We start from the raw sequence: 23,732 nt of genomic DNA on the forward strand, positions 1-23,732 counted from the left end.
CGTTACCGGCCAGTAGTTGCGAGTTCGCGTCGGTCGTCCGGTCAACCGCCGGTGCCGAATTCGGCGAAGCCCAATTCGGTGCCGGCGATTCGGCCGGACGACCGACTTGAAGGCGAACTCGCCGCCGTCTGCGGAGCAGCGGCCGACAAGCACAGTTCTCAGACCTTGCGGCGGGCGAAGAAGCGGTCTCCCGACTTCTGCAGCTCCAGGTCCTGGCCGAAGGTCTTGGAGAGGTTCTCTTCGGTGAGGACGTCGTCTAGCAAGCCCTGGGCGACGATCGAGCCCTCGCGCAGCAGCAACGCGTGCGTGAAGCCGGGCGGGATCTCCTCGACGTGGTGCGTGACCAGCACCATCGCGGGCGCGTCCGGGTCGAGCGCCAGCTCCGAGAGCTTCGCGACCAGGTCCTCGCGGCCGCCCAGGTCGAGGCCCGCGGCGGGCTCGTCGAGCAGCAGCATCTCGGGGTCGGTCATCAACGCGCGGGCGATCAGCGTGCGCTTGCGCTCGCCCTCGCTCAGCGTGCCGTAGAGGCGGTCGGCGAGGTGTGCCATGCCGAGGGTGCCGAGCAGTTCGCGGGCGCGGTCGGTGTCCTGCTTGCCGTACTCCTCGCGCCAGCGGCCGAGCACCGCGTAGCCGGCGGAGACGACGAGGTCGACGACCGTCTCGTCGGGCGGGATGCGGCCGCCGAGTGCCGCGGAGCAGAGACCGATCCGGGGCTTGAGCTCCTGGACGTCCGTTTTGCCCAGACGTTCACCCAGTAGGTGGACCTTGCCCTTGGTCGGGTGCAGGTCGGCGCTGGAGAGCCTCAGCAGGGTCGTCTTGCCGGCTCCGTTCGGGCCGAGGACCACCCAGCGCTCGTCCAGCTCCACGCTCCAGTCGATGTTTCCGACCAGCGTGTTCTTCCCGCGGCGGACCGATACGCCCGCCATGTGCACGACCAGATCTGTCACGTCGACGTCCGCCACGGCTCCATTCTTCCGAACGGCCATGCACGGGTCCTCCATCGGGGTGTCCCACGCACCGGGTGAGGCCGCTGGGCCGCCTGTGTGAACTCTCAAGTTTTTTGTCGGTGCCGGATGCCAAGATCGGAGGTATGGCTACGCGACCCGAGTCCGAGGTGCTGGCAGGCCGACCGTTCCCACTGGGGGCACACGCCGAAGCAGGCGGTGTCCGGTTCGCGGTGACGTCCCACGTCGCCGACGCGGTCGAGGTCTGCCTGATCGGCGACGACGGAGCCGAGAAACGGGTCGAGCTGACCGAACGGACGTTCGGCGTCTGGCACGGGCTCGTGCCCGGCGTCACGCCTGGTCAGCGGTACGGGTTCCGGGTGCACGGGCCGTACGACGCGGGCCGCGGCCTGCGCTGCAACCCGGCGAAGCTGCTGGTCGACCCGTACGCGCGGCAGATCGAGGGCGGGATCACCGACCTGAACGCCGTGCTCGGGTACGTGGGCGATCCGATGCACGGGCCGCCGTCCGCGGTCGACTCGCTCGGCAGCGTGCCTCTCTCGGTCGTGAGCTCACCGGGCGGCGTGGACACGGGCGTGAAGCCCGAGGTGCCGTTCGAAGAGGCCGTCATCTACGAGATGCACGTCAAGGGCTTCACGAAGAACCACCCGGAGATCCCGGAGAAGCTGCGCGGCACGTACCTCGGGCTGGCGCACCCGGCGGCGATCGAGCACCTCACCCGGCTCGGCGTCACCTCGGTCGAACTGCTGCCGGTCCAGGCGTTCCTGGACGAGCCGTCGCTGCTGAGCCGGGGCGCGAGCAACTACTGGGGCTACTCGCCGCTGGGCTACTGCGCGCCGCACGCCGCCTACGCGAGCGAACCGGGCCGCGAGATCCAGGAGTTCCGCACGATGGTCGCGGCACTGCACGCGGCGAACATCGAGGTGCTGATCGACGTCGTCTACAACCACACCTGCGAGGGTGGTCCGGACGGGCCGACGGTCTCGTTCCGCGGTTACGACGCGCCGGGGTACTACCTGCACGCCGGTGGTGGCAGCACGGTCGACATCACGGGCTGCGGCAACACGCTGGACGCCGGGTCGCCGCAGGTCGTACGGCTGGTCACGGACTCGCTGCGGTACTGGGCGGACGAGATGGGCGTCGACGGGTTCCGGTTCGACCTCGCCTCGACCATGGGCCGTCCCGGCGGCGGGTTCTTCGACCGCGACAGCGCGCTGCTGACGGCCATCACGACGGACCCGGTGCTGTGCCGGTCCAAGCTGATCGCCGAGCCGTGGGACGCGACGGGCGACGGCTACCGGGTCGGCGACTTCGGGGTGCAGTGGGCCGAGTGGAACGGCCGCTACCGCGACACGGTCCGTGACTTCTGGCGCGGCCACACGTCCGTGCGCGATCTCGCGTACCGGCTCTCGGGGTCTTCAGATCTGTACGCGGACGACCTGCGCCGGCCTTGGCAGTCGATCAACTTCATCACCGCGCACGACGGGTTCACGCTGCGCGACCTGGTGTCGTACAACGACAAGCACAACGAGGAGAACGGCGAGGAGAACCGCGACGGCACGAACGACAACCGTTCGTGGAACTGCGGCGCCGAGGGTGAGACGACCGATCCCGAGGTCCTGACGCTGCGGGCCAAGCAGGCGCGGAACCTGCTCGCGACGCTGCTGCTGTCGACCGGCACGCCGATGATGACGGCGGGCGACGAGATGTGGCGCACCCAGGGCGGCAACAACAACCCGTACTGCCTCGACAACCGGATCTCGTGGGTCGACTGGACGACGAGTGACGCGGGGAAGGCGCTGCTGGGGTTCACGCAACGGCTGATCGAACTGCGCGCGTCGTCGCCGGCGTTGCGGCAGCCCGAGTTCTTCGAGGGCCGCACGACGCCCAGCGGCAACCCGGACCTGGTGTGGTTCCGGCCGGACGGGCAGGAGATGGCCGAGACGGACTGGTTCGACGAGGGCCGCCGCACGCTCGGCATGTTCATCGACGGCTCGAACTGCCTCTCGCGCACGCGGGACGGCGAGCTCGTGTCCGACGACTCGTGGCTGATGCTGATGCACGCCGGCGCGGACGAGATCAGCGTGACGCTGCCGCACGAGCGCTACGGGCCGGCGTACGAGCCGTACCTGGACACGACGACGGCGGACGGCTCCCCCGCCAATCCCGGTTCTTTCGCGCCGCGGGAGAAGGTGACGGTGGCGGCGCGCTCGTTGCTGCTGCTCCGGCTTCCGCGCTGAACTCCTTGCGGTGACTTGACTCTGTGACAGAGGTTCTTCCGGCCAGTGGACGCTCTAGCCACATTCGGAGAACGTCTGGCACCATCACGCTCGTGGTCGTCTATTGCTGGACCGACCGCACGATCGACCTCGTGCTCGTCGCGTCGTGCGGGTGTAGCTCGACGCGACGCATGCGCTGACAGCGCCCTGCGTCGCGTCTTGATCGCTACCCCGTACCCGACGCGGCCTTCAGGAGCGAGTGCGTGACTTCGACCTATGCCGACCAAGATCAATTCGATCTCCACCCGACGCTGGACAGTCAGCTGCTGCGTGACGTGATCCACCCGTCCCGGTCGCTGTGGACGCCACGCGAGCTGCGCGACCTGACCTCGTTCGTGGCGAGCGAGCTGACCACCGGACTGCTCCAGATCCTCGACTACTCGACCGAACGCCGCTGGTGGGCGCGGCTGGGGCTGACCGAGGGCGTCGAGCTGTGGCTGCTGTCGTGGCTGCCCGGCCAGGGCACCGAACCGCACGACCACGGCGGCTCGGCCGGCTCGTTCACCGTGCTGACGGGTCAGCTGCAGGAGGACTACCGCTACCCCGCCGGGCCGATCCGGTCCGCGGTGCGGGGCACCGGGGACGCGCTGGGCTTCGGGTCCGGGCGGGCGCACCAGGTGCTCAACCCGTTCGACGGCCCGGCCGCGACCGTGCACGCCTACTCGCCGCCGCTCGTGCCGACCCGCGAGTACGCGTCGCTGCTCGACATCCCCGACTCGATCCCGCCGCTGCCCGCGCAGCGCCTGCCGCTGTCCGAACTGCGTCAGCTGGCCGACCTGGAGGGCCCGTGAGCAACCTCGACACCATCCTCGAAGAGGCGCGGTCGCACCTCAAGCGGCTGGAACCGCACGAGGTGCTCGCGCTGGAGGACGTGCTGGTCGTGGACATCCGGCCGGCCCACAACCGGCTGGCCGAGGGCGAGATCGAGAACTCCGTCGTGGTCGAGCGGATCGTGCTGGAGTGGCGGCTCGACCCGGACGGCGACTGGCGGCTGCCCGGTTTCACCGCGGACACGACCGTCGTCGTCGTGTGCAACGAGGGCTGGGCGTCGTCGCTGGCCGCGCGGGACCTGCAACGCGTCGGGCTGCCCAACGCGACGGACCTCGTCGGCGGGTACCGGGGCTGGCGCGCGGCCGGGCTGCCGATCCGCGAGGGCGGGTCGCCGCCGGTGGTCTGACGAGGGGGAACCGCTGTCACGCCGGTAACGTCTGGTGATCGTGACAGTTGTGCGCTGGATCGCGACGGCACTGGTGGTGGCCGGCACGGTCGTCTGGACCCTCCCGGAGTTCCACCTCGGCCTCGCCGGAGCGCTGGTCGGCCTGCTCGTGGAACTGACCTCGGTCCAGGCGGGTCTGGCGCTCGGCGCCGTCCTCTTCGGACTCCGGATCACCCACGTGATCATCGGTCTCGGCGCCGAGGTCAAGTCGTGGACGTGGACGCACCGGCGGGTCACGCTGCGCGCCATCCCCGTGCTCGCCACGATCGGGATCACCGGTCTCAAGCCGGGCGTGCGCAGGCGAACCGTCCTGAACGGCGTGTTCGCGATCGCCTTCTGCGCGGCGGTCGCGGCGCTGACGTGGCTCGCGATCGGCAGCGCGTTCGGCAAGGGCATGGCCCTCGCCGCCACCGCCTGCTTCCTGCTGCAGCTCGTGCCGGTCGAGAAGGCAGGCCACACCAGCCTTGGCTGGTACGTGTTCTCGCTGCCGAAGATGACCGGCCGACCGCTCGGCGAACTGGAGGCGCGTCCGGGCGTGGCCGCCGGCATGGACGCCTATCGCCGCGGTGACCTCGACGAGGCCGAGCGGATCTACGCCGGGCTGGTGCGGGAGCACCCCGAACTGCTCACCGTCGTGGGACTCAAGATCGTCACCGCGTGCGCCCGCGAGCGGTACCTCGAAGCACTGCAGACGGTGATCGGGCTGACCGGACGCGACGACCTGAGCACGCGCGACCTCGCGTTCGTCATGGCGACCACCGCCGGCGTCGCCGTGCTGGCGGTCGAGTCGGGACAGTTCCCGCCGGAGGTGGGGCTGGAGACGGCGCGCAGCATGTTCGGCAACGCCTACGAGGCCGGCTACCCGAAGCAGCGCGCGAACGGGACGCTGGCGATCATGGCGTTGATCGAGGGCGACACCCAGAAGGCCCGGCAGCTCGCCGGCTACTCCGCCGAGTCGAGCGAGAACGCCGTGGGCCGCGCCGACGACCTGATCACCATCGCGCGGGCGTGGATGGCGGACGGCGACAACGCGAAGGCCCGCGAACTCGTGGCCGAAGCGCACGAGCTCGCGGGCTGGAGTCCGCGGGTGGCGGCGACCCGCGCCCGTCTGGAGATCAGCTAACGCAGGCGGTCAGTTCAGCCGGGGAAACCGGGCGAATTGTTGCCGTTCCCACCCGAGTTGCCCGCACCGACGTTGTTGCCGCCGCCACCGTTGCTGTTGCCGTTACCGCCGTTGTTGTTGTTTCCGACGTTGTTTCCGTTGCCTCCGATGTTGCCCGATCCGGTGACGTTGCCGTTGCCGGGAGTCCACGGGTTGTGCGACAGCGCGGTGATGGAGATCGGGCCCACCAGCTGCGTGTCCAGCACATCCCTGCTCTGAGTGGGAGCGGCCTGTGCGGTCGACGCGAACAGGCCCATGCCTGCGATTGCGACTCCGAGGACGATTGCCTTCTTGATCATCTGCGTTTGTTCCGTTCTGATTGCAGCGGATCGAGCAATTGCAGGTTAACCACAACTTCCGCACAGAAACGAATCGGTAGCACCATTGTGTGCTTTACCGGAAAACGCTTGAACTGCGACAAATGGGTGACCGCGCAGCTCGACGCACCTATTCCGCACCAAAAGGAATACTACGCTCCGCGCACACGAGAAGGGCCCGTCACCGAGACCGGTGACGGGCCCTTCTCACCCCGCGATATTCGGATCAGCTGTTCTCGACCGGCAGACCGGGGAGGCCGGGCAGTGAGGGCAGGCCGCCGGGAGGCGCCGGCAGGCCGCACTTGCTCAGCAGGTCGGTGACGGTCTTGAGCAACGTGGTCAGCAGGCCGGTGAGCTTGCCGACGTCAGGTAGCGCGCCACTGGCGGCGCCGAGGACCGTGCCGCCGAGGCCCGCGATGGTGGAGATCAGGTTCAGCACGACCGGCAGGCACTGGTCGACCGGGCCGGTGTACTCGGCGGCCTTCACCGGTATCGGCACGCCCGGCACGCTCACCGGGGGTGTCGGCAGACAGCCCGAGCTCTGCAACGCGGTCACGAGGCCGAGAAGGTCACCGATCAACGGTGTCACGGCGCCCACGTTGGGCAGGGGCAGGAGACTGCTGACGGTTTTCGTGAGTTTTCCGGCGAGGTCCTGGACGAGACCGGCACAGGCGGCTGGGAGTTCTGGCGCGGCGGGCGACGCACTGGCAGCCGGGATGGTCGAGGCGGTGAACAGAGCTGCGACGAGCGAGAGTGCGGTAATCGTTTTCTTCACGGCTACCTTCTTCCTCAAATGCGCAATTCACTTGGAGCCGCACCGGAAATCCCTCAATGAATTCAGGAGCGGTTCATTCCATGCCATGGAGCGTAAGCCTGCACACGTGCCCCTACCAGCGGAGATCGCGAATTCACCCACTCGAAAAATGGGTCATTCGTTTGAGGGAAGCCCAAAGCCGGGCACACGCCTGAAGCTCGTCACGACCAGTGAACAGGCAACAAGGAAGACGAACACATCAGGGCATCCAGCTCGCCGTTTGAAGGCGAACTGGATGCCCTGTGTCGATCTCGTAAAGCGATCAACTAGCCAGAACGACCCTGCCGAGTTCCGCAGAGGTCGCCAGCAGGCCGTGCCGCGGCAGCACGCGCACGGTGTAACCGAGCGCTCCAGCGTGCGGCAGCGGCACCTCGGCCTCGTAGTTGCCGTTGCCCGCGTAGTTCATCGGCGCTGACACGATGTCCTTCAACTCGTCGGAGTCGTGCGACACCTTGCCCAGCACGACCTGGACGTCCACTTCGGACGGTTCCAGCCCTGCCAGCTCGACGCGCGCCCGCACGATGACCGGCGACCCGAGCACCGGCACCGACGAGCCGCCGAGCACCAGGTCGCTGTCGAGCACCCGCACCCGCGTCCACGACGCGCGCAGCCGGTGCCGGTACGCGGAGAGCTCCTTGGCGCCCCGGTAGCCCTCACCGACGACGTTCTGCGCGGACGCGGCGGCCGGCGCGTAGTAGGTCTCCACGTACTCGCGGACCATGCGGGAGGCCTGCACGACCGGGCCGAGAGAGGCCAGCGTGTGCCGGACCATCGACATCCAGCGGGTCGGCACGCCGTCCTCGCCGCGGTCGTAGAACAGCGGCGCGACCTGCTGACCGAGCAGCTCGTACAGGGCGTTGGCCTCCAGGTCGTCCCGGCGGACCGGGTCGTTGACGCCGTCCGCCGTCGGGATGGCCCAGCCGTTCGAGCCGTCGTACAGCTCGTCCCACCAGCCGTCCCGGATGGACAGGTTGAGGCCACCGTTCAACGCCGACTTCATGCCGGACGTGCCGCACGCTTCGAGAGGGCGCATCGGGTTGTTCAGCCACACGTCGCAGCCCCAGTACAGGTACCGGGCCATGGACATGTCGTAGTCCGGCAGGAACACGATCCGGTGCCGCACGCCCGCCTCGTCGGCGTAGCGCACGATCTGCTGGATCAGCGCCTTGCCGCCGTCGTCGGCCGGGTGCGACTTGCCCGCCACGACGAGCTGCACGGGCCGTTCGGGGTGCAGCAGCAGCGAACGCAGCCGCTCCGGGTCGCGCAGCATCAGCGTGAGGCGCTTGTACGTCGGCACGCGCCGTGCGAAGCCCACGGTCAGCACGCCGGGGTCGAACACCGAGTCGGTCCAGCCCAGCTCCAGCGCCGACGCGCCGCGCTGCAGCCACGACTCCCGCAGCCGGCGACGCACCTCGTCGACCAGCCGGCCGCGCAACGTCGACCGCAGCTCCCACAGCCCCGCGTCGGTGACCGGCTCGAACGCGCCGATGCCGAACCCGGAGCTGGTCTGGGTGTCCGCTTCGGACGCTCCGAGCAGCTTGCTCATCTCGGCAGCAGCCCACGTGGGGCCGTGCACGCCGTTGGTGACCGAGCCGATCGGCACCTCGGTGCCGTCGAAGTTCGGCCAGAGGGCGCGGAACATGTCCCGGCTGACCTCACCGTGCAGTTTGGACACACCGTTCGCGCGCTGGGCGAGCCGCAGGCCCATGTGGGCCATGTTGAACATGCCGGGGTTGTCCTCGGCCCCGAGCGCGAGGATGCGCTGGGTGTTCACGCCGGGCACGAGGTTCTCAGCGCCGAAGTAGTGCTGAACCAGGTCGACCGGGAACCTGTCGATGCCGGCGGGCACGGGCGTGTGCGTCGTGAACACCGCACCGGCACGCGCGGCCGTGAGCGCCTGATCGAAGTCCAGGCCATCGTTGGTGATGTACTCGCGGATCCGCTCGAGGCCGAGGAACCCGGCGTGGCCCTCGTTGGTGTGGAACACCTCGGGCTGCGCATGGCCGGTGAGCTCGCAGAACGTGCGCACGGCCCGCACGCCACCGATGCCCGCGAGGATCTCCTGGCGGATCCGGTGGTTCTGGTCGCCGCCGTAGAGCCGGTCGGTGACGCCGCGCAGGTCCTCGTCGTTCTGCTCCACGTCCGAGTCGAGCAGCAGCAACGGGATGCGCCCGACCTGCGCCTTCCAGATCTTCGCGCGCAGCATCCGGTCGCCCGGCATGGCCACGTGCACCAGCAACGGCAGCCCGGACGGCTCGGTCAGCAGCTCCAGCGGCAGCCCGCGCGGGTCGAGCACCGGGTAGTGCTCGATCTGCCAGCCGTCGAGCGACAGCGACTGCCGGAAGTAGCCGGACCGGTAGAGCAGACCCACGGCGATGAGCGGAACGCCCAGGTCGGAGGCTGCCTTGAGGTGGTCGCCGGCGAGGATGCCGAGACCACCCGAGTAGTTCGGCAGCGCCTCGTGCACGCCGAACTCCATCGAGAAGTACGCGACGCTCGTGGGCAGCGGTGTGTCCGGCGCCCCGTGCTCACGGCGCTGGGTGATCTCCTCCTGCCTGCGCTGGTACCAGCGCGGCCCTCCGACATAACGCTCCAGGTCGGAGGCGAGCGCGTGGAGCTTGAGCAGGAACTGCTCATCTCTCGCGAGTGACTCCAGCTTCCCCGCGTCGACGACGGAGAGCAGGCGCAGCGGATCGCCACCTACCTCGGACCAGACGCGCGGGTCGATCGAGGCGAAGAGGTCCTGCGTGGGCGGATGCCACGTCCAGCGCAGGTTGGTGGCGAGCGTGCTGAGCGCGGACAAGGGCTCCGGCAGGCTGGCTCGGACGGTGAACCGGCGAAGTGCTCGCATGACGAGCGAACTTACCTGCCACCCCTGAGTGCCTGACAACGTTCCCGGTCAGACCTGCAACGACTTGCAGAACCGGTCAAGACCGGAACGCGCCCGATCAGCCCTTCTCCTCGCCCGTGATCAGCAGCTTGGCGCCCTTCCCGGAGATCTCGAGCGTGTGCTCCTGGAGATCGGTCTTGTTCGACTCGGCGTCGGTCAGCTGCAGCGCCGTCGTCACGGAGAAGGTGCCGTCGTCGTTGGGCGTGACCACCGGGTTGCCCTGGACCGCGAGCTTCGAGAACTTGCTCCAGAAGGCCTTCTCGCCGGCCAGGCCGGGCGCCTGGTCCGGGTCCCAGTCGCCCCTGGCGGCCTCGACGTTCGACGGCAGCTTGGCGTAGTGCTGCTTCACGAAGGTCGTGACCTGGGCCGGGGTGAACTTGGTTGCCGGCGGCTTCGACGACGGGGGCTGGCTCTGGGAGGTCTGCGGCGGTGGCTTCTCGGAGGTGGCGGTGGGCTTGGTGGGCTTCGGCTTCTCGGAGGTGGGCTCCGGGGTCTGCGACGTGCTCTTCGGTGACGAGCTGGGACCGGCGGCGGTGCTTCTGTCCTTGTCGCCGCTGTTCACGATCGCGTAGGTGATGCCGGCGATCAGGAGCACGCCGAGGATCGCGGCGGCGACCGCGAGGCCGCGGTAGTTCTTCTTCGGCTCCGGTTCGGGCTCGTAGCCGTCGTAGTCGTCGTAGGTCTCGGGCAGCGGCGCGGGCGGACGGGTGCGCGGCGCCTGGGGCGGCATCGTGCGGGACGGCGGGCCCTGCATGGTGCCGGGACCCGCGGCCCCCATCACGGCGGTGCCGGCGGGCGGGGTCATCGGGCGCGGCGGGATCACTCGGGTGACCGGGACCGGGGCGCCGGACGCGATCGCCTTCAGCTCCTCGGCGGCCTGGGCCGCGGTGGGGCGCTGCGACGGCTCGTTCGCGAGGAGCCTGGTCAACAGGCCGGTGAGCGGGCCCGAGCGCATCGGCGGACGGGTCTCGCCGCGCGCGACCTTGTAGAGCAGACCCAGGTCGTTCGTGCTCTTGCCGAACGGCGGTTCGCCCTCGGTCATCGCGTAGATCGTCGCGCCGAGCGAGAACACGTCGGACGGCGGCGCGGGCGCGGCGCCGCGCGCCAGTTCCGGCGCGAGGTACGCGGGAGTGCCCGCGAGCATGCCGGTCTTGGTCACGGCCACATCGCCCAAAGCGCGCGAAATGCCGAAGTCGGTGATCTTGACGGTGCCGTCGCGTCCAATGAGGACGTTGCCGGGCTTGATGTCGCGGTGCACGATCCCCGCGGCGTGGGCGGCGGTCAGCGCCCCGGCGGCCAGCGAGCCGATGCGCGCGGCCTCCATCGGGGGCATCGGGCCGTTCTCCAAGATCGAGGAGAGGTTCTTGGACGGCAGGTACTCCATGACCAGGCACGGTTTGCCGTCTTCGACCACGACGTCGTACACGGCGATCGCGTTCGGGTGCTGCAAGCGCGCGGCGATGCGGCCTTCACGCATGGCGCGCTGCACGGCCTCGTGGAACTCGTTCGACTGGACGTCGTTGAGAAGTAGCTGCTTGACCGCCACGTCACGGTGGAGGAACTCGTCGCGTGCCCTCCACACGACGCCCATCGCACCCGCGCCGAGCTGATCGAGCAGTACGTAGCGATCGCCAAGCTTGTTCACGCGCGCACGGTACCTGTAGCGCCCTCTTAACACGGTGAGTTGTCGAGGAAGAGTCCAATGAAGAGGACACCGAATGCCGGGAACGTGGCCGAGAGACCCTGGACACGATGAGCGCTCAAGGTGTGCGATCGACAGTGGCGGGGTACGGATCTACAAGGGGTAACCCGCTGTCAGACGGCTTGATCGAGCAAGGCAGGATTACGGATTGACGCGAAGCGACACGGCGGAAGGGCGTTGCCGATGAGCGGACGACTCGGAATCGACGACGTTTCCCCGGTGGTGTCGGCTGGCAGATATCCAGCCAAAGCCGTTGTGGGGGAACACATTCCGGTTTCGGCCACGGTGTGGCGCGAGGGACACGACAAACTCGCGGCCACAGTCAGCTGGCGCGGACCGAACGACCGAGTCGCTCGCCAGACCCGCATGCACGAGGTCGGAATCGGCCTCGACCGGTGGGGCGCGACCGTGGTTCCGGACCAAGAAGGCGCTTGGACGTTCCGGATCGACGCGTGGAGTGACCCTTGGGGCACCTGGAACCACGCCGTTGAGGTGAAGATCGCGGCGGGGCAGGGTCCCGGTGATCTCGCAAATGATCTCGAAATCGGCGCCCAGCTACTCGATCGGGTGGCAAGGCGACCCGATCGAAGGCAAGAGCGAGCTCTGCTCACGTCCGCGGCGACGGCGTTGCGCGACGAGGACCGGCCGCTGGCCGAACGGGTCGCGCCGGCGTTCGCGGCCGACGTGCAGAAGTTGATGTTCGAGCACCCCGTGCGCGAGCTGATCACCAAGGGCAAGACCCACAAGATCTGGTGCGACCGCAAGAAGGCGGCGTACGGCTCCTGGTACGAGTTCTTCCCGCGCAGCACCGGCGGGATCGACGAGACCGGCCAGGCGGTGCACGGCACGTTCGCCACGGCGACCAAGGAGCTCGACCGGGTCGCGGCGATGGGCTTCGACGTCGTCTACTTCCCGCCGATCCACCCCATCGGCCGGGTCAACCGCAAGGGCCCCAACAACACGCTCGTCGCGACGCCCGAGGACACGGGATCACCGTGGGCGATCGGCGCGGACGAGGGCGGGCACGACGCGATCCACCCGCAGCTCGGCACGATCGAGGACTTCGACGCGCTCGTCGCGCGGGCGAACGAACTCGGCCTTGAGGTGGCGCTCGACTTCGCGCTGCAGTGCGCGCCGGATCACCCGTGGGTGCTCAAGCACCCGGAGTGGTTCACGACGCAGCCCGACGGCACGATCATGTACGCCGAGAACCCGCCCAAGAAGTACCAGGACATCTACCCGATCAACTTCGACCTCGACCCGCAGGGCCTCTACCACGAGGTGCTCAGGGTGGTCCTCTTCTGGGCCGAGCACGGGGTGCGGATCTTCCGGGTCGACAACCCCCACACCAAGCCGCCGGACTTCTGGCAGTGGCTGATCTGGAAGGTGAAGGAGGTCTACCCGGACACGCTGTTCCTGGCCGAGGCCTTCACCCGCCCCGCCCGCCTCTACGGCCTGGCCAAGCTCGGCTTCACCCAGTCCTACACGTACTTCACGTGGCGGACGGGCAAGCAGGAGCTGATCGAGTTCGGCGAGGACGTCCGCGACCACTGGGACGAGGCACGGCCGAACCTGTTCGTGAACACGCCGGACATCCTGCACGAGTCGCTGCAGCACGGCGGTCCCGGAATGTTCGGGCTCCGCGCGGCACTCGCGGCCACGCTCTCCCCCACGTGGGGCGTGTACAGCGGTTACGAGCTGTTCGAGTACGAGGCCGTGAAGCCCGGCAGCGAGGAGTACCTCAACTCCGAGAAGTACCAGCTGCGTCCACGGGACTACGCACGCGCACTGGCGGACGGGCGTTCGCTCGAACCGTGGCTGCGCAAGCTGAACCACATCCGCAAGGCGCATCCGGCACTTCAGCAGATGCGCACGCTGCGGTTCCAGAACGTCGAGAACGACGCGTTGGTCGCCTACTCCAAGCGCGACCCGGAGACGGGCGACACGGTCGTGGTCGTCGTGAGCCTCGATCCGCACAACGCGCAGGAGGGGACGTTGTACCTCGACCTGCCCGAGCTCGGATTCGACTGGCATGAACGCGTGATCGCGCACGACGAGGTCACCGGGGAGACCTGGGACTGGGGTCAGGCGAACTACGTCCGCCTCGAACCGTGGCGTGCCACCGCGCACGTCGTCAGCCTTCAGCGGCGTTTCAGCTGATCAACCGCACAACCCCCGACGAGGTGGGAACAATGGCCGACGACTCCCGTCCCGACGCTGCACTCGGGTTGGATGGTGTCCCGCACACCGGAGAAGCCGTCACCGACGACGGCCTGCTGGTCGAGCCCCAGGCAGAGGACTACCGGTCCGCGCGGCAGGCGAAGCCCAACCCGGACTGGTACAAGGGCGCCGTCTTCTACGAGGTCCTGGTCCGGGCGTTCAGCGACTCCAACGGCGACGGCACCGGCGACCTCAGAGGACTCGCCTCGCGCCTCGACTACCTGGAGTGGCTGGGCGTCGACTGTCTCTGGCTGCCGCCGTTCTACGCGTCGCCGTTGCGTGACGGCGGGTACGACATCAGCGACTTCCGGGCGGTGCTGCCGGAGTTCGGCACCGTCGAGGACTTCGTGTACCTGCTGGAGGAGGCGCACCGGCGCGGGATCCGGGTGATCACGGACCTGGTGCTCAACCACACCAGTGACGCGCACCCGTGGTTCCAGCAGTCCCGTCAGGACCCGACTGGTCCGTACGGCGACTACTACGTGTGGAGCGACGACGACTCGCGCTACAGCGACGCGCGGATCATCTTCGTCGACACGGAGTCGTCGAACTGGACCTACGACCCGGTGCGCGGGCAGTTCTTCTGGCACCGCTTCTTCAGCCACCAGCCGGACCTCAACTACGAGAACCCGGACGTGCAGGAGGCGATGCTCGACACCCTGCGCTTCTGGCTCGACCTCGGCATCGACGGGTTCCGTCTGGACGCCGTGCCCTACCTCTTCGAGGAAGAGGGCACGATCTGCGAGAACCTGCCGCGCACGCACGAGTTCCTGAAGAAGTGCCGCAAGGTCGTCGACGACGAGTTCCCCGGCCGCGTCCTGCTGGCCGAGGCGAACCAGTGGCCGTCGGACGTCGTGGAGTACTTCGGTGACCAGGCCGTCGGCGGCGACGAGTGCCACATGGCGTTCCACTTCCCGTTGATGCCGCGGATCTTCATGGCGGTGCGACGGGAGTCGCGGTTCCCGATCTCGGAGATCCTGGCCCAGACGCCGGCGATCCCGGAGAACGCGCAGTGGGGCATCTTCCTGCGCAACCACGACGAGCTCACCCTCGAAATGGTCAGCGACGAAGAGCGCGACTACATGTACGCGGAGTACGCCAAGGATCCGCGGATGAAGGCGAACATCGGCATCCGCCGCCGCCTCGCCCCGCTGCTGGAGAACGACCGCAACCAGCACGAGCTGTTCACCGCACTGCTGCTGTCGTTGCCCGGCTCGCCCGTTCTGTACTACGGCGACGAGATCGGCATGGGCGACAACATCTGGCTGCAGGACCGCGACGCCGTCCGCACGCCGATGCAGTGGACCCCGGACCGCAACGCGGGCTTCAGCAGTTGCGACCCCGGCCGGATCTACCTGCCGGTGATCATGGACCCGGTCTACGGCTACCAGGGCCTCAACGTCGAGGCGCAGCTCAACAGCTCGACGTCGCTGCTCAACTGGACCCGGCACATGATCGAGGTGCGCAAGCAGCACCACGCGTTCGCCGAGGGCGACTTCACCGAGCTCGGCGGCTCGAACCCGAGCGTGCTCGCCTACAAGAGGCAGTGGAAGCGCCCGGACGGCCGCGAGGACATCGTGCTCTGCGTGAACAACCTGTCACGCTTCCCGCAACCCGTCGAGCTGGACCTCTCCGAGCACCGCGACTACGCGCCGATGGAGCTCACCGGAGGTGTCAAATTCCCCGCGATCGGGGAACTCCCCTACCTGCTGACCCTTCCGGGTCACGGTTTCTACTGGTTCCAGCTGGTAGAGGCGGGCGACGACAGCGAGATGAGGTGAAACCCCGCGTGACCGACCCCCACGAACTAGTCGAGAAGCTGGTCGCCTCACTGCCCGATCTGCTCCCGGCCGCCAGGTGGTTCGGCGGCAAGGACAAGCCGATCACGGCCGTCCGTCCACTGAGGACGACGGTGGTGGACGGCGATCTGGTGCACGTGATCTTCGAGGTCGAACAGCCGGGCCGCACCGAGCAGTACCAGGGCGCGCTCAGCCTGAGCACCGGCGCCTGGGACGTGCTGCTCGACCCCGAGCACAACGGCGTGCTGCTCGACCGGATCGCGTCCGGGCACGAGGTGGACGGCATCACCTTCGCGCACGAACCCGGCACCGAACTGCGCTCGGGCCTGCGCGGACGGCCGATCGGCGTCGAGCAGTCCAACACGTCGCTGATCTACGGCCAGCAGTACATCCTGAAGATCTTCCGCAAGCTCGCGAACGGCGAGAACCGCGATCTGACGATGCACCGCGCGTTGCGTTCGGTCGGCTGCGAGCACATCGCGCTGCCACTGGGCGCGATCTCGACCGAACTGAACGACCAGCAGGTCACCCTCGCGATGCTGCAGGAGTTCCTGCCGGACGCGGTCGAGGGCTGGGACATGGCCAAGACCTCGGTGCGCGACCTGATGGCCGAGGCCGACCTGCACGCGTTCGAGGTCGGCGGCGACTTCGCCGGTGAGGCGCACCGGCTCGGCCACGCGGTCGCGAAGGTGCACGCTGACCTGGCAGAGGCGCTGGGCACCCAGATCGCCGACGAGGAAGCCATCTCGCGCGCCATCGCCGGCATGCAACGGCGGCTGGGCGTCGTGCTGGAGGCGGTGCCGGAACTGGGCCGCCACGAGGAACCGCTGCGCGCGGCGTTCGAGGAGGCGCGCGAGCACATCGGCGCGCTCCCGATCCAGCACATCCACGGCGACCTGCACCTCGGACAGGTGCTGCGGACCGTGCACGGCTGGCTGCTGATCGACTTCGAGGGCGAGCCCGCGGCCAAGGTCGAGGACCGTCTCGCGCTGCGGTCGCCGTTGCGCGACGTGGCGGGGATGCTGAGGTCGTTCGACTACGCGGCCCGGCAGCTGCTCGTCGGTCAGCCCGACGACGACCAGCTCGCCTACCGCGCGATGGAGTGGACCAAGCGCAACCGGGCGGCGTTCTGCGACGGCTACGCCGAGGTGGCGGGCGACCCGCGGGACCACGCGCAGCTGCTGCGCGCGTTCGAGCTGGACAAGGCGGTCTACGAGGTCGCATACGAGCACGCCAACAGGCCGGAGTGGTTGACGGTTCCGCTGTCGTCGATCGCCCGGATGACTTCTGGAGGAGAGTAAGCCGTGAAGGCCGACCTGGACCGACTCCTGTCAGGCGCGCACCACGACCCGCACTCGGTGCTGGGTGTGCACACCGTCGGCGACCAGGTGATCGCGCGGGCCCTGCGGCCAGGCGCGACTTCGGTCGCGGTGGCGTGGGGCGACAAGCAGGTCGAGCTGCCCCGCATCGCCGACGCGCTCTTCGAGGGCGAGCTGCCGGAGGCCCCCGGCGACTACCGGCTCCTGGTCAAGTACAACGGCGGTCCCGCGGTCGAGGTCGACGACCCGTACCGGTGGCTGCCGACCGTGGGCGAGCTGGACCTGCACCTGATCGGCGAGGGCCGGCACGAACGGCTCTGGGACGTGCTCGGCGCACATGTCCGTTCGTACGAAACGGCCACCGGTGACGTCACCGGTGTCTCGTTCGCGGTGTGGGCGCCGAACGCGCGCGGTGTGCGCGTGACCGGTGACTTCGACGGCTGGGACGGGCGCGCGAACCCGTTGCGCTCCATGGGTTCCAGCGGTGTCTGGGAAGTGTTCCTGCCGAACGTCGTGGCGGGCTCGCGGTACAAGTTCCGCATCCTCGGCCAGGACGGCATCTGGCACGAGAAGGCCGACCCGATGGCGTTCGCGACGGAGGTCCCGCCGCAGACGGCCTCGGTCGTCACGCGGTCCGAGTACCAGTGGCAGGACGCGGAGTGGGAGGCCCGGCGCGAGGCCACGCAGTGGGCGAACGCGCCGATGTCGACCTACGAGGTGCATCTCGGCTCGTGGAAGCCCGGTCTCAGCTACCGGGAGCTCGCTGTCGAACTCGCGGACTACTGCGAGGACATGGGCTTCACGCACATCGAGATGCTGCCGGTGTCCGAGCACCCGTTCGGCGGTTCGTGGGGCTACCAGGTCACCTCGTACTACGCGCCGACCTCGCGGTTCGGCACGCCGGACGACTTCCGGTACTTCGTCGACACGCTGCACCAGCGCGGCATCGGCGTGCTGGTCGACTGGGTGCCCGCGCACTTCCCGAAGGACGCCTGGGCGCTCGCGAAGTTCGACGGCACGCCGCTGTACGAGCACGCCGACCCGCGCCGCGGCGAGCAGCTCGACTGGGGCACGTACGTCTTCGACTTCGGGCGCAACGAGGTCCGCAACTTCCTGGTGGCGAACGCGCTGTACTGGATCGAGGAGTTCCACCTCGACGGTCTGCGCGTGGACGCCGTCGCGTCGATGCTCTACCTCGACTACTCGCGGCCGGCGGACCAGTGGCTGCCGAACGAGTTCGGCGGCCGGGAGAACCTCGACGCGGTCCGGTTCCTGCAGGAGCTGAACGCGACCGTTTACAAGCGGCACCCCGGCGTGGTCATGATCGCCGAGGAGTCGACGGCGTGGCCGGGCGTCACGCGGCCGACGCACCTGGGCGGGCTCGGGTTCGGCTTCAAGTGGAACATGGGCTGGATGCACGACTCGCTGCACTACCTGTCGCGCGAGCCGATCCACCGTTCGTTCCACCACAACGAGATGACGTTCTCGCTGGTCTACGCGTGGAGTGAGAACTTCGTGCTGCCGCTCTCGCACGACGAGGTGGTGCACGGCAAGGGTTCGTTGTGGCAGCGGATGCCGGGCGACGACTGGAACAAGGCCGCCGGTGTGCGGTCGCTGCTGGCGTTCATGTGGGCGCATCCCGGCAAGCAGCTGCTGTTCATGGGTGGCGAGTTCGGGCAGCGGCAGGAGTGGTCGGAGTCGCGGTCTCTGGACTGGCACCTGGTCGAGCAGGAGCCGCTGCACCAGGGCATCCAGGCGCTGACGCGGGACCTGAACTCGGTGTACAAGACGGCGGCGGCGTTGTTCTCGCACGACGTCACACCGGAGGGGTTCCAGTGGATCGACGCGAACGACTCGGCGGGCAACGTGCTGTCGTTCCTGCGGGTCGGTGAGGACGGCTCGACGCTCGCCTGCGTGGCGAACTTCTCCGGGTCGCCGCACCACGACTACCGCGTCGGCCTGCCCTCTTCCGGACGCTGGAAGGAGCTCGTGAACACCGACGCCGCGCACTACGGCGGTTCCGGTGTGGGCAACCTCGGTGGCGTCGACGCCGAGGCCAGGCCGTGGCACGGGCGGCCGTACTCCGCGATCCTGCAGCTACCGCCGTCGGGCGTGCTGTGGCTGGTTCCTGATCCGTCAGTCGACACCGACTGAATCCAAACGGCGTGCGCCGGGCCGGTGAACCTGATCAGCCCGGCGCACGTTGCCCCTTGTATGCGCCTGACTTGGACGACTGGGACGCCCTTGAGACCGGCCGGCAGGCACAATGGGTTCATGCGGCACCGGAGCATCGCGCTGATCGTCGCCACCGCCCTGCTCGCGGTGGGCTGCACCGCTGAGATCCCAGGGCGCCCGCGTGCCGCCAAGGTGGTGAAGAAAGAGGCGTCCAGCGCCACGGTCCAGGTCCGCGGCTCGGACAACGGCCCGATCGACAAGCTGGCCGCGACCGCGCTCACGGACATCGAGGAGTTCTGGACCGACTCGTTCCAGACGACCTTCAACAAGCCGTGGAAGCCGCTGAGCGGCGGTTACTTCTCGGTCGACACGGCCGACGCCACGGCGAAGCCGCCACCGTGCACGCAGAAGGCCGCGGACGTGGAGGGCAACGCGTTCTACTGCCCGGCCGCCGACGCGGTCGCCTGGGACAGGGCGTCTCTGCTGCCGGTGCTGCAGGACCGCTTCGGCGAGGCCGCGGTGGTCGTGGTGCTCGCGCACGAGATCGGCCACGCCGTGCAGAACCGCATGGGCATCACGCCGGAGGCCGAGCGCCGCGAGCCGGACAAGTACCCGACGATCCTCACCGAGGCGCAGGCGGACTGCTTCGCGGGCTCGTTCGTCCGCAACGTCACGGACGGCAAGTCGGCTCGCCTGGACATCAACGCGGACGCCCTGGACAAGGCGCTGGGCGCGCTGATCACGTTCCGCGACCCGGTGGGCACGTCCCCGGAGGACGAGCAGGCGCACGGCAGCGCGTTCGACCGCGTGGCGGCGTTCCAGGACGGCTACGAGCAGGGCACGAAGTTCTGCGCGGCCATGTCGGTGCAGAACCGCAAGTTCACGCAGCGCGCGTTCACCAGCGTCAAGGACCGCGCGAACGGCGGCAACCTGCCGTTCTCGGAGATGCTCGAGTCCGTCACGCCCGACCTCGACGGCTTCTTCAAGAACCTGGCCACGACCGCCGGCAAGACCTGGCCGTCGCCGCGTGCCGAGGCCGCCCAGTCCGAGCCGAACTGCTCCGGCGACCAGGGCCCCGTCGCGTACTGCCCGTCGGACAAGACCATCAAGATCGACACCAAGGACGAGCTACCGGCCCTGCACAAGGAACTCGGCGACTACGCGACGGGCACGCTGATCGCGTCCCGGTACGCGATGGCCGAACTGGCCGTGTTCGGCAAGCCGACCGAGGGCGAGGGCGCCTCCGCTGCTGCTCTGTGCCTGGCCGGGGCGTACACGGGCGCGGTGTTCCAGCGTCAGGACGGGTTCGGGCTGTCGCCGGGTGACTTCGACGAGGCCGTGACCGTGCTGCTGCAGTTCGACTACGCGGCCCGTGACGCCAAGGGCGGCAACCCCGTGGATCCCGGGTTCGAGCGCGTGGCCCGGTTCCGGGAGGGCGTGTTCGAGGGCGCGAAGAAGTGCGGCGTCTGACGGTCTTCTGAACGAGCGGAAGCCCGCACCGGCTCAGGCCAGGTGCGGGCTTCAGCGTCTTTCGACCGGTGCCTGGTCGGACACGACCGAGATCCGCGCGCCCGGGATCTTCAGCGTGCCGCCTACCAGGTCCGTGTTGCGCACCGTGACCTCGGTGAAGGTCACGAACGGCACGTTCAACGGCGGCGGGTGCGCGGCCGTGTAGTCCACCGGGATCTTGATCCCGAGCAGGTCCAGGTTGCCCTTGAGCTGCACCGTGTACAGCTCGATACGTCCCGGTGACACCGTGGACGTGCTGCCCGGCCGGGCCGTGGTGACCAGCCTGACGCCCGGCGAGATCTCGCCGGACTGCACCAGGTCCTTGATCTTCATGTCGTTGGCCGTGAACTTCAGGACCTTGATGACCTGGCCGCTGACCAGCGCGTCGACGATCCCGACGAAGTTGAGGCCGCCGAGGTCGAGCCGCGATGCCGTCAGGGTCCACTCGCGCCCTCCGGCCGCCACCGGTGCAGGGGCCGGTGGCGGGGGCGGCGGCGTCGAGGACGGCTCAGCACTGGGCGGCTGGGTCGGCACGGACGACGACGCCGGCGGTGGGGTGGAACTGGTGCTCGACGCGGGTGGCTCCGACGTGGTGCTGGTCGGGGCCGGTGAACTGCTGCCGGGGGTGGACGACGGCGGCGGCTCGGTGCTCGAAGGCGGTTGCAGCGCCAGCACCGCGACCATCGCGACGGCGGCCAGCGGCTGTGTTCGCATCATGTGGGCTGAACCCTCTGGGTCGTCTCCGGCTCGTTCGGCTCCTTCGGCTCGTTCGACTCCTTCGGCTTCTTGGGCTCGTCCGTCCACGCCACGGCGAGCGCGCCGCCGAGCAGGCTCGAGATGGTGCCGATGATGAAGCCACCGAAGTTGGTCACGACGATCGCGACGAGCGACAGCAGCACCGTGACGATGCCCGCCGCCAGCCGGAACCTGGGTTGCAGCCACAACGCGGCCGCGCAGATCCCGAGCAGCGTCCCGATCAACAGCGCGGAGACGCCGCCGAGCGTCTGGATCGAGATCATCAGGTCGCCGAACTTCAGGCCGGCGAACGGCGGGAACAGGATGAGGAGCGCGCCCACGGCCACGAACAGGCCGGCCCAGAAGGGCCGGCCACGTCGCCACGCGGTGAAGCCGCGCCAGAAGTTCAGAAGCACTCTTGCTTCCCCTGGCGAATGGTCAGGTTCATGCCCTTGAACCTGATGGTCTGGGCCGTGGTGGCCCAGGCGGTCTGCTGCAACGAGGTGATGTTCGCCGTGTCAGCCTGCAGACCGAACGAGCCCGGCAGACCCCTGAGGTTGTCCGGTCCCTTCGTCACCTTGCTCGCGTCGACGCCGATCTCGGGGTTGCCGAGGACCAGGTCACCGCTGAGGTCCGTGAGGTTGACGACCAGGTTGTCGGCGGACATGCCACCGACGCCGTCCGCGGTGATGCGCATCGTCACGTCACCGACGATCGGCATGCCGGGGACGAACACCGACTGGCAGAACTTGTCGAGCCTCGCCGTCTTGAACCCGCTGACCGCGACGACGTGCACCTTGCCCGCGCCCGCGTCGACACCGCCGAACTGGACGAATCCCTGGCCCGTCAAGTTCTCGGCGGAGACCTTGAAATTGGTGCCGGACACCGCGAACGAGGCGGCCAGCGCTCCCTGGGACATGCCGAAGAGGAGGGCACCGGCGCCCACGACACCGATACCGAGCACCCCGACGAACCGTGCCCAGCGCGTTCTACCCATACTGCCGAACTCCTTCCACGCTGAAGGCTTGCCTCGCAGGGACTGTGCGCTCCGAAACCTCTGCGAGACAACGAAAACGAGTCCGCACAGTCTTGGAATCACCCCAGGGGGTGAGAGAGTTTCACGTTTGGCCGCAGGGTCCTCGCCGAACAGCCCACAACGCGCTTAGTAGGGTCTGACCTCATGGGATTCGGACGAATCGCCGTCGCGCTGGCCGTGACCGCAGCCTTGACCGCGTGCGCTTCCGTGGTCGAGGGCGAACCGAAGGGCGAGCGCCCCGACCCGTCCAAGGTCGCGGGCCTGGAGATCTCCAACGGCCCGTCCGGCCCCAAGGCGGGCGTGCCCGACGCGGACCTGAGCGTGGAGAACGGCGACGGCGGCGAGATGGACCGCCTCGCGATCAACACCCTCGCCGACGTGCAGGAGTTCTGGAAGGGCGAGTTCCCGAACTCGTTCCCCGGCAAGACCTTCGAGCCGGTGAAGCGCGTCATCTCCTACGACTCCAACGGCAAGGGCGTCGAGGTCTGCAAGCTCAACACCACCGGCATCGCGAACGCGTTCTACTGCGCGCTGGACGACAGCATCACCTGGGACCGCGGCGAACTCCTGCCGATGCTCAAGGACTCGTTCGGCCCGATGGCCGTCGTGACGGTCCTCGCCCACGAGATGGGCCACGCCGTCCAGTACAAGCTCGGCCCGGCCTCGAACATCGGCGCCAACACCCCGTCGATCGTCAAGGAGCAGCAGGCCGACTGCTACACCGGCGTCTTCATGCGCTGGGTCGCCGAGAACAAGTCGAAGCACTTCGAACTCTCCACCGGCGAGGGCCTCAACCAGGTCCTGCAGACCATGTTCTTCATCCGCGACAGCGCCGGCACGTCGTTCGAGAAGCAGGGCGCCCACGGCAGCGCGTTCGACCGAGTCTCGGCCTTCCAGTTCGGCTTCACCCGAGGCGCCGCCCGCTGCGCCGAGATCAACGAGGCCGAGATCGCCAAGCGCATCACCGAACGCCCCTTCGACCTCTCCGACACCGACCAGGGCCAGGGCCGCGGCAACGCCAAGATCGACGAGGACAAGTACCTCAGGGCCCTCGAAGAATCCCTCCGCGACGCCTACAAGACGAGCGGCGCGGCGTTCCCGGCCTTCGACAAGGCGGGCATCAAACCCTGCGCGGACGCCCAGACCACCTCGCCTGCCTCCTACTGCCCCGCGGTCAACCAGCTCCAGCTGGACCTCCCGTCCCTGGTGAAGATCGGCACACCCCCGAAGAGGGGCTCGAAGGGCGGCATCGGCGACTTCGCGGCGTTCGCCGTCATCGCCTCCCGCTTCTCCCTCTCCATCCAGCACGCCACAGGCTTCGACCTGGACGACGACGCCGCAGGCCAGCGCACCGCGTGCCTGACCGGAGCCTGGGCGGGCCTGACGAACCGCCCCGACGCAGCAGCGGGCCTGCGCCTGTCCCCAGGAGACCTCGACGAGGCGGTGGCAGAACTCCTGGCCGACGACAGCCTCATCGCAGCGGACGTCAACGGCAAAGCCGTCCCGTCAGGCTTCGCCCGCGTGGAGGCGTTCGGCGACGGCTTCTTCCGAGGCCTGTCGTTCTGCGTCAAAAAGTATTCAGTTTGATTCTTCC

General features: G+C 68.6%; 18 protein-coding genes. 10 read left to right on the forward strand and 8 right to left on the reverse strand.

The features are described 5' to 3' along the window. Positions 1-158: 158 nt before the first annotated feature. A complete protein-coding gene (locus tag SK854_RS26130) occupies positions 159-986 on the reverse strand; it encodes an ABC transporter ATP-binding protein (RefSeq protein ID WP_093593759.1) in 828 nt (275 codons plus the stop codon). Positions 987-1,090: 104 nt separating this feature from the next. On the opposite strand from SK854_RS26130, the gene glgX reads away from it, so the two are divergent. From glgX to SK854_RS26150, 4 genes are all read left to right on the forward strand, one after another. Next, on the forward strand, positions 1,091-3,205 hold the full coding sequence (glgX, locus tag SK854_RS26135) for a glycogen debranching protein GlgX (RefSeq protein ID WP_319977730.1): 2,115 nt from the start codon (positions 1,091-1,093) through the stop codon (positions 3,203-3,205). Positions 3,206-3,447: 242 nt separating this feature from the next. Continuing rightward, positions 3,448-4,035, forward strand: a complete 588-nt coding sequence (locus SK854_RS26140) for a cysteine dioxygenase (protein ID WP_319977731.1) — start codon at positions 3,448-3,450, stop codon at positions 4,033-4,035. Further along, a complete protein-coding gene (locus SK854_RS26145) occupies positions 4,032-4,421 on the forward strand; it encodes a rhodanese-like domain-containing protein (protein WP_319977732.1) in 390 nt (129 codons plus the stop codon). Before SK854_RS26140 ends, SK854_RS26145 begins: the two co-directional genes overlap by 4 nt. Before the next feature lie 40 nt (positions 4,422-4,461). Further along, complete coding sequence (locus SK854_RS26150) at positions 4,462-5,583, forward strand: hypothetical protein (RefSeq protein ID WP_319977733.1); 1,122 nt, start codon at positions 4,462-4,464, stop codon at positions 5,581-5,583. Between the two features lie 14 nt (positions 5,584-5,597). Here SK854_RS26150 and SK854_RS26155 read toward each other — a convergent pair whose 3' ends face one another. The 4 genes from SK854_RS26155 to SK854_RS26170 form a co-directional block, all read right to left on the reverse strand. After that, positions 5,598-5,921, reverse strand: coding sequence for a hypothetical protein (locus SK854_RS26155; RefSeq protein ID WP_093592931.1), 324 nt, complete (start codon positions 5,919-5,921; stop codon positions 5,598-5,600). 244 nt (positions 5,922-6,165) lie between these two features. After that, the gene (locus SK854_RS26160; protein ID WP_319977734.1) at positions 6,166-6,714 is read right to left on the reverse strand and encodes a hypothetical protein; all 549 of its coding nucleotides are present in this window, start codon (positions 6,712-6,714) and stop codon (positions 6,166-6,168) included. Positions 6,715-7,015: 301 nt separating this feature from the next. Next, positions 7,016-9,604, reverse strand: a complete 2,589-nt coding sequence (gene glgP / locus SK854_RS26165) for an alpha-glucan family phosphorylase (protein WP_319977735.1) — start codon at positions 9,602-9,604, stop codon at positions 7,016-7,018. Positions 9,605-9,701: 97 nt separating this feature from the next. Further along, on the reverse strand, positions 9,702-11,288 hold the full coding sequence (locus SK854_RS26170) for a serine/threonine-protein kinase (RefSeq protein WP_319977736.1): 1,587 nt from the start codon (positions 11,286-11,288) through the stop codon (positions 9,702-9,704). Positions 11,289-11,528: 240 nt separating this feature from the next. On the opposite strand from SK854_RS26170, the gene SK854_RS26175 reads away from it, so the two are divergent. The 5 genes from SK854_RS26175 to SK854_RS26195 all read left to right on the forward strand — a co-directional run bounded on the left by SK854_RS26175 (position 11,529) and on the right by SK854_RS26195 (position 20,328). Continuing rightward, positions 11,529-13,505: an alpha-1,4-glucan--maltose-1-phosphate maltosyltransferase gene (locus tag SK854_RS26175; protein WP_319977737.1), complete on the forward strand. Its 1,977-nt coding sequence runs from the start codon at positions 11,529-11,531 to the stop codon at positions 13,503-13,505. Positions 13,506-13,537: 32 nt separating this feature from the next. Next, the gene (gene treS, locus SK854_RS26180; protein WP_319977738.1) at positions 13,538-15,346 is read left to right on the forward strand and encodes a maltose alpha-D-glucosyltransferase; all 1,809 of its coding nucleotides are present in this window, start codon (positions 13,538-13,540) and stop codon (positions 15,344-15,346) included. 8 nt (positions 15,347-15,354) lie between these two features. Continuing rightward, entirely contained in the window at positions 15,355-16,665 is a 1,311-nt protein-coding gene (locus SK854_RS26185) for an aminoglycoside phosphotransferase (protein ID WP_319977739.1), read from the forward strand. Positions 16,666-16,668: 3 nt separating this feature from the next. Beyond that, positions 16,669-18,837, forward strand: a complete 2,169-nt coding sequence (gene glgB, locus SK854_RS26190) for a 1,4-alpha-glucan branching protein GlgB (protein ID WP_319977740.1) — start codon at positions 16,669-16,671, stop codon at positions 18,835-18,837. Between the two features lie 120 nt (positions 18,838-18,957). Beyond that, positions 18,958-20,328: a neutral zinc metallopeptidase gene (locus SK854_RS26195; protein WP_319977741.1), complete on the forward strand. Its 1,371-nt coding sequence runs from the start codon at positions 18,958-18,960 to the stop codon at positions 20,326-20,328. Positions 20,329-20,379: 51 nt separating this feature from the next. Here the strand turns inward: SK854_RS26195 and SK854_RS26200 are convergent, their stop codons facing one another. The 3 genes from SK854_RS26200 to SK854_RS26210 are packed head-to-tail and all read right to left on the reverse strand — an operon-like array spanning position 20,380 to position 22,099. Next, positions 20,380-21,084, reverse strand: coding sequence for a hypothetical protein (locus tag SK854_RS26200; protein ID WP_319977742.1), 705 nt, complete (start codon positions 21,082-21,084; stop codon positions 20,380-20,382). Next, positions 21,081-21,518: a DUF6114 domain-containing protein gene (locus tag SK854_RS26205; protein WP_319977743.1), complete on the reverse strand. Its 438-nt coding sequence runs from the start codon at positions 21,516-21,518 to the stop codon at positions 21,081-21,083. The genes SK854_RS26200 and SK854_RS26205 overlap by 4 nt, the downstream gene beginning before the upstream one ends. Then, on the reverse strand, positions 21,509-22,099 hold the full coding sequence (locus tag SK854_RS26210) for a DUF6230 family protein (RefSeq protein WP_319977744.1): 591 nt from the start codon (positions 22,097-22,099) through the stop codon (positions 21,509-21,511). The genes SK854_RS26205 and SK854_RS26210 overlap by 10 nt, the downstream gene beginning before the upstream one ends. 183 nt (positions 22,100-22,282) lie before the next feature. Between SK854_RS26210 and SK854_RS26215 the strand changes: the two genes are divergently transcribed. After that, positions 22,283-23,725 carry a neutral zinc metallopeptidase gene (locus SK854_RS26215; protein WP_319977745.1) on the forward strand — a complete coding sequence of 481 codons (1,443 nt, stop codon included), beginning with the start codon at positions 22,283-22,285 and terminating at the stop codon, positions 23,723-23,725. Positions 23,726-23,732: the final 7 nt, after the last annotated feature.

This window comes from Lentzea sokolovensis (assembly GCF_033949975.1).
Taxonomy (GTDB): domain Bacteria; phylum Actinomycetota; class Actinomycetes; order Mycobacteriales; family Pseudonocardiaceae; genus Lentzea; species Lentzea sokolovensis.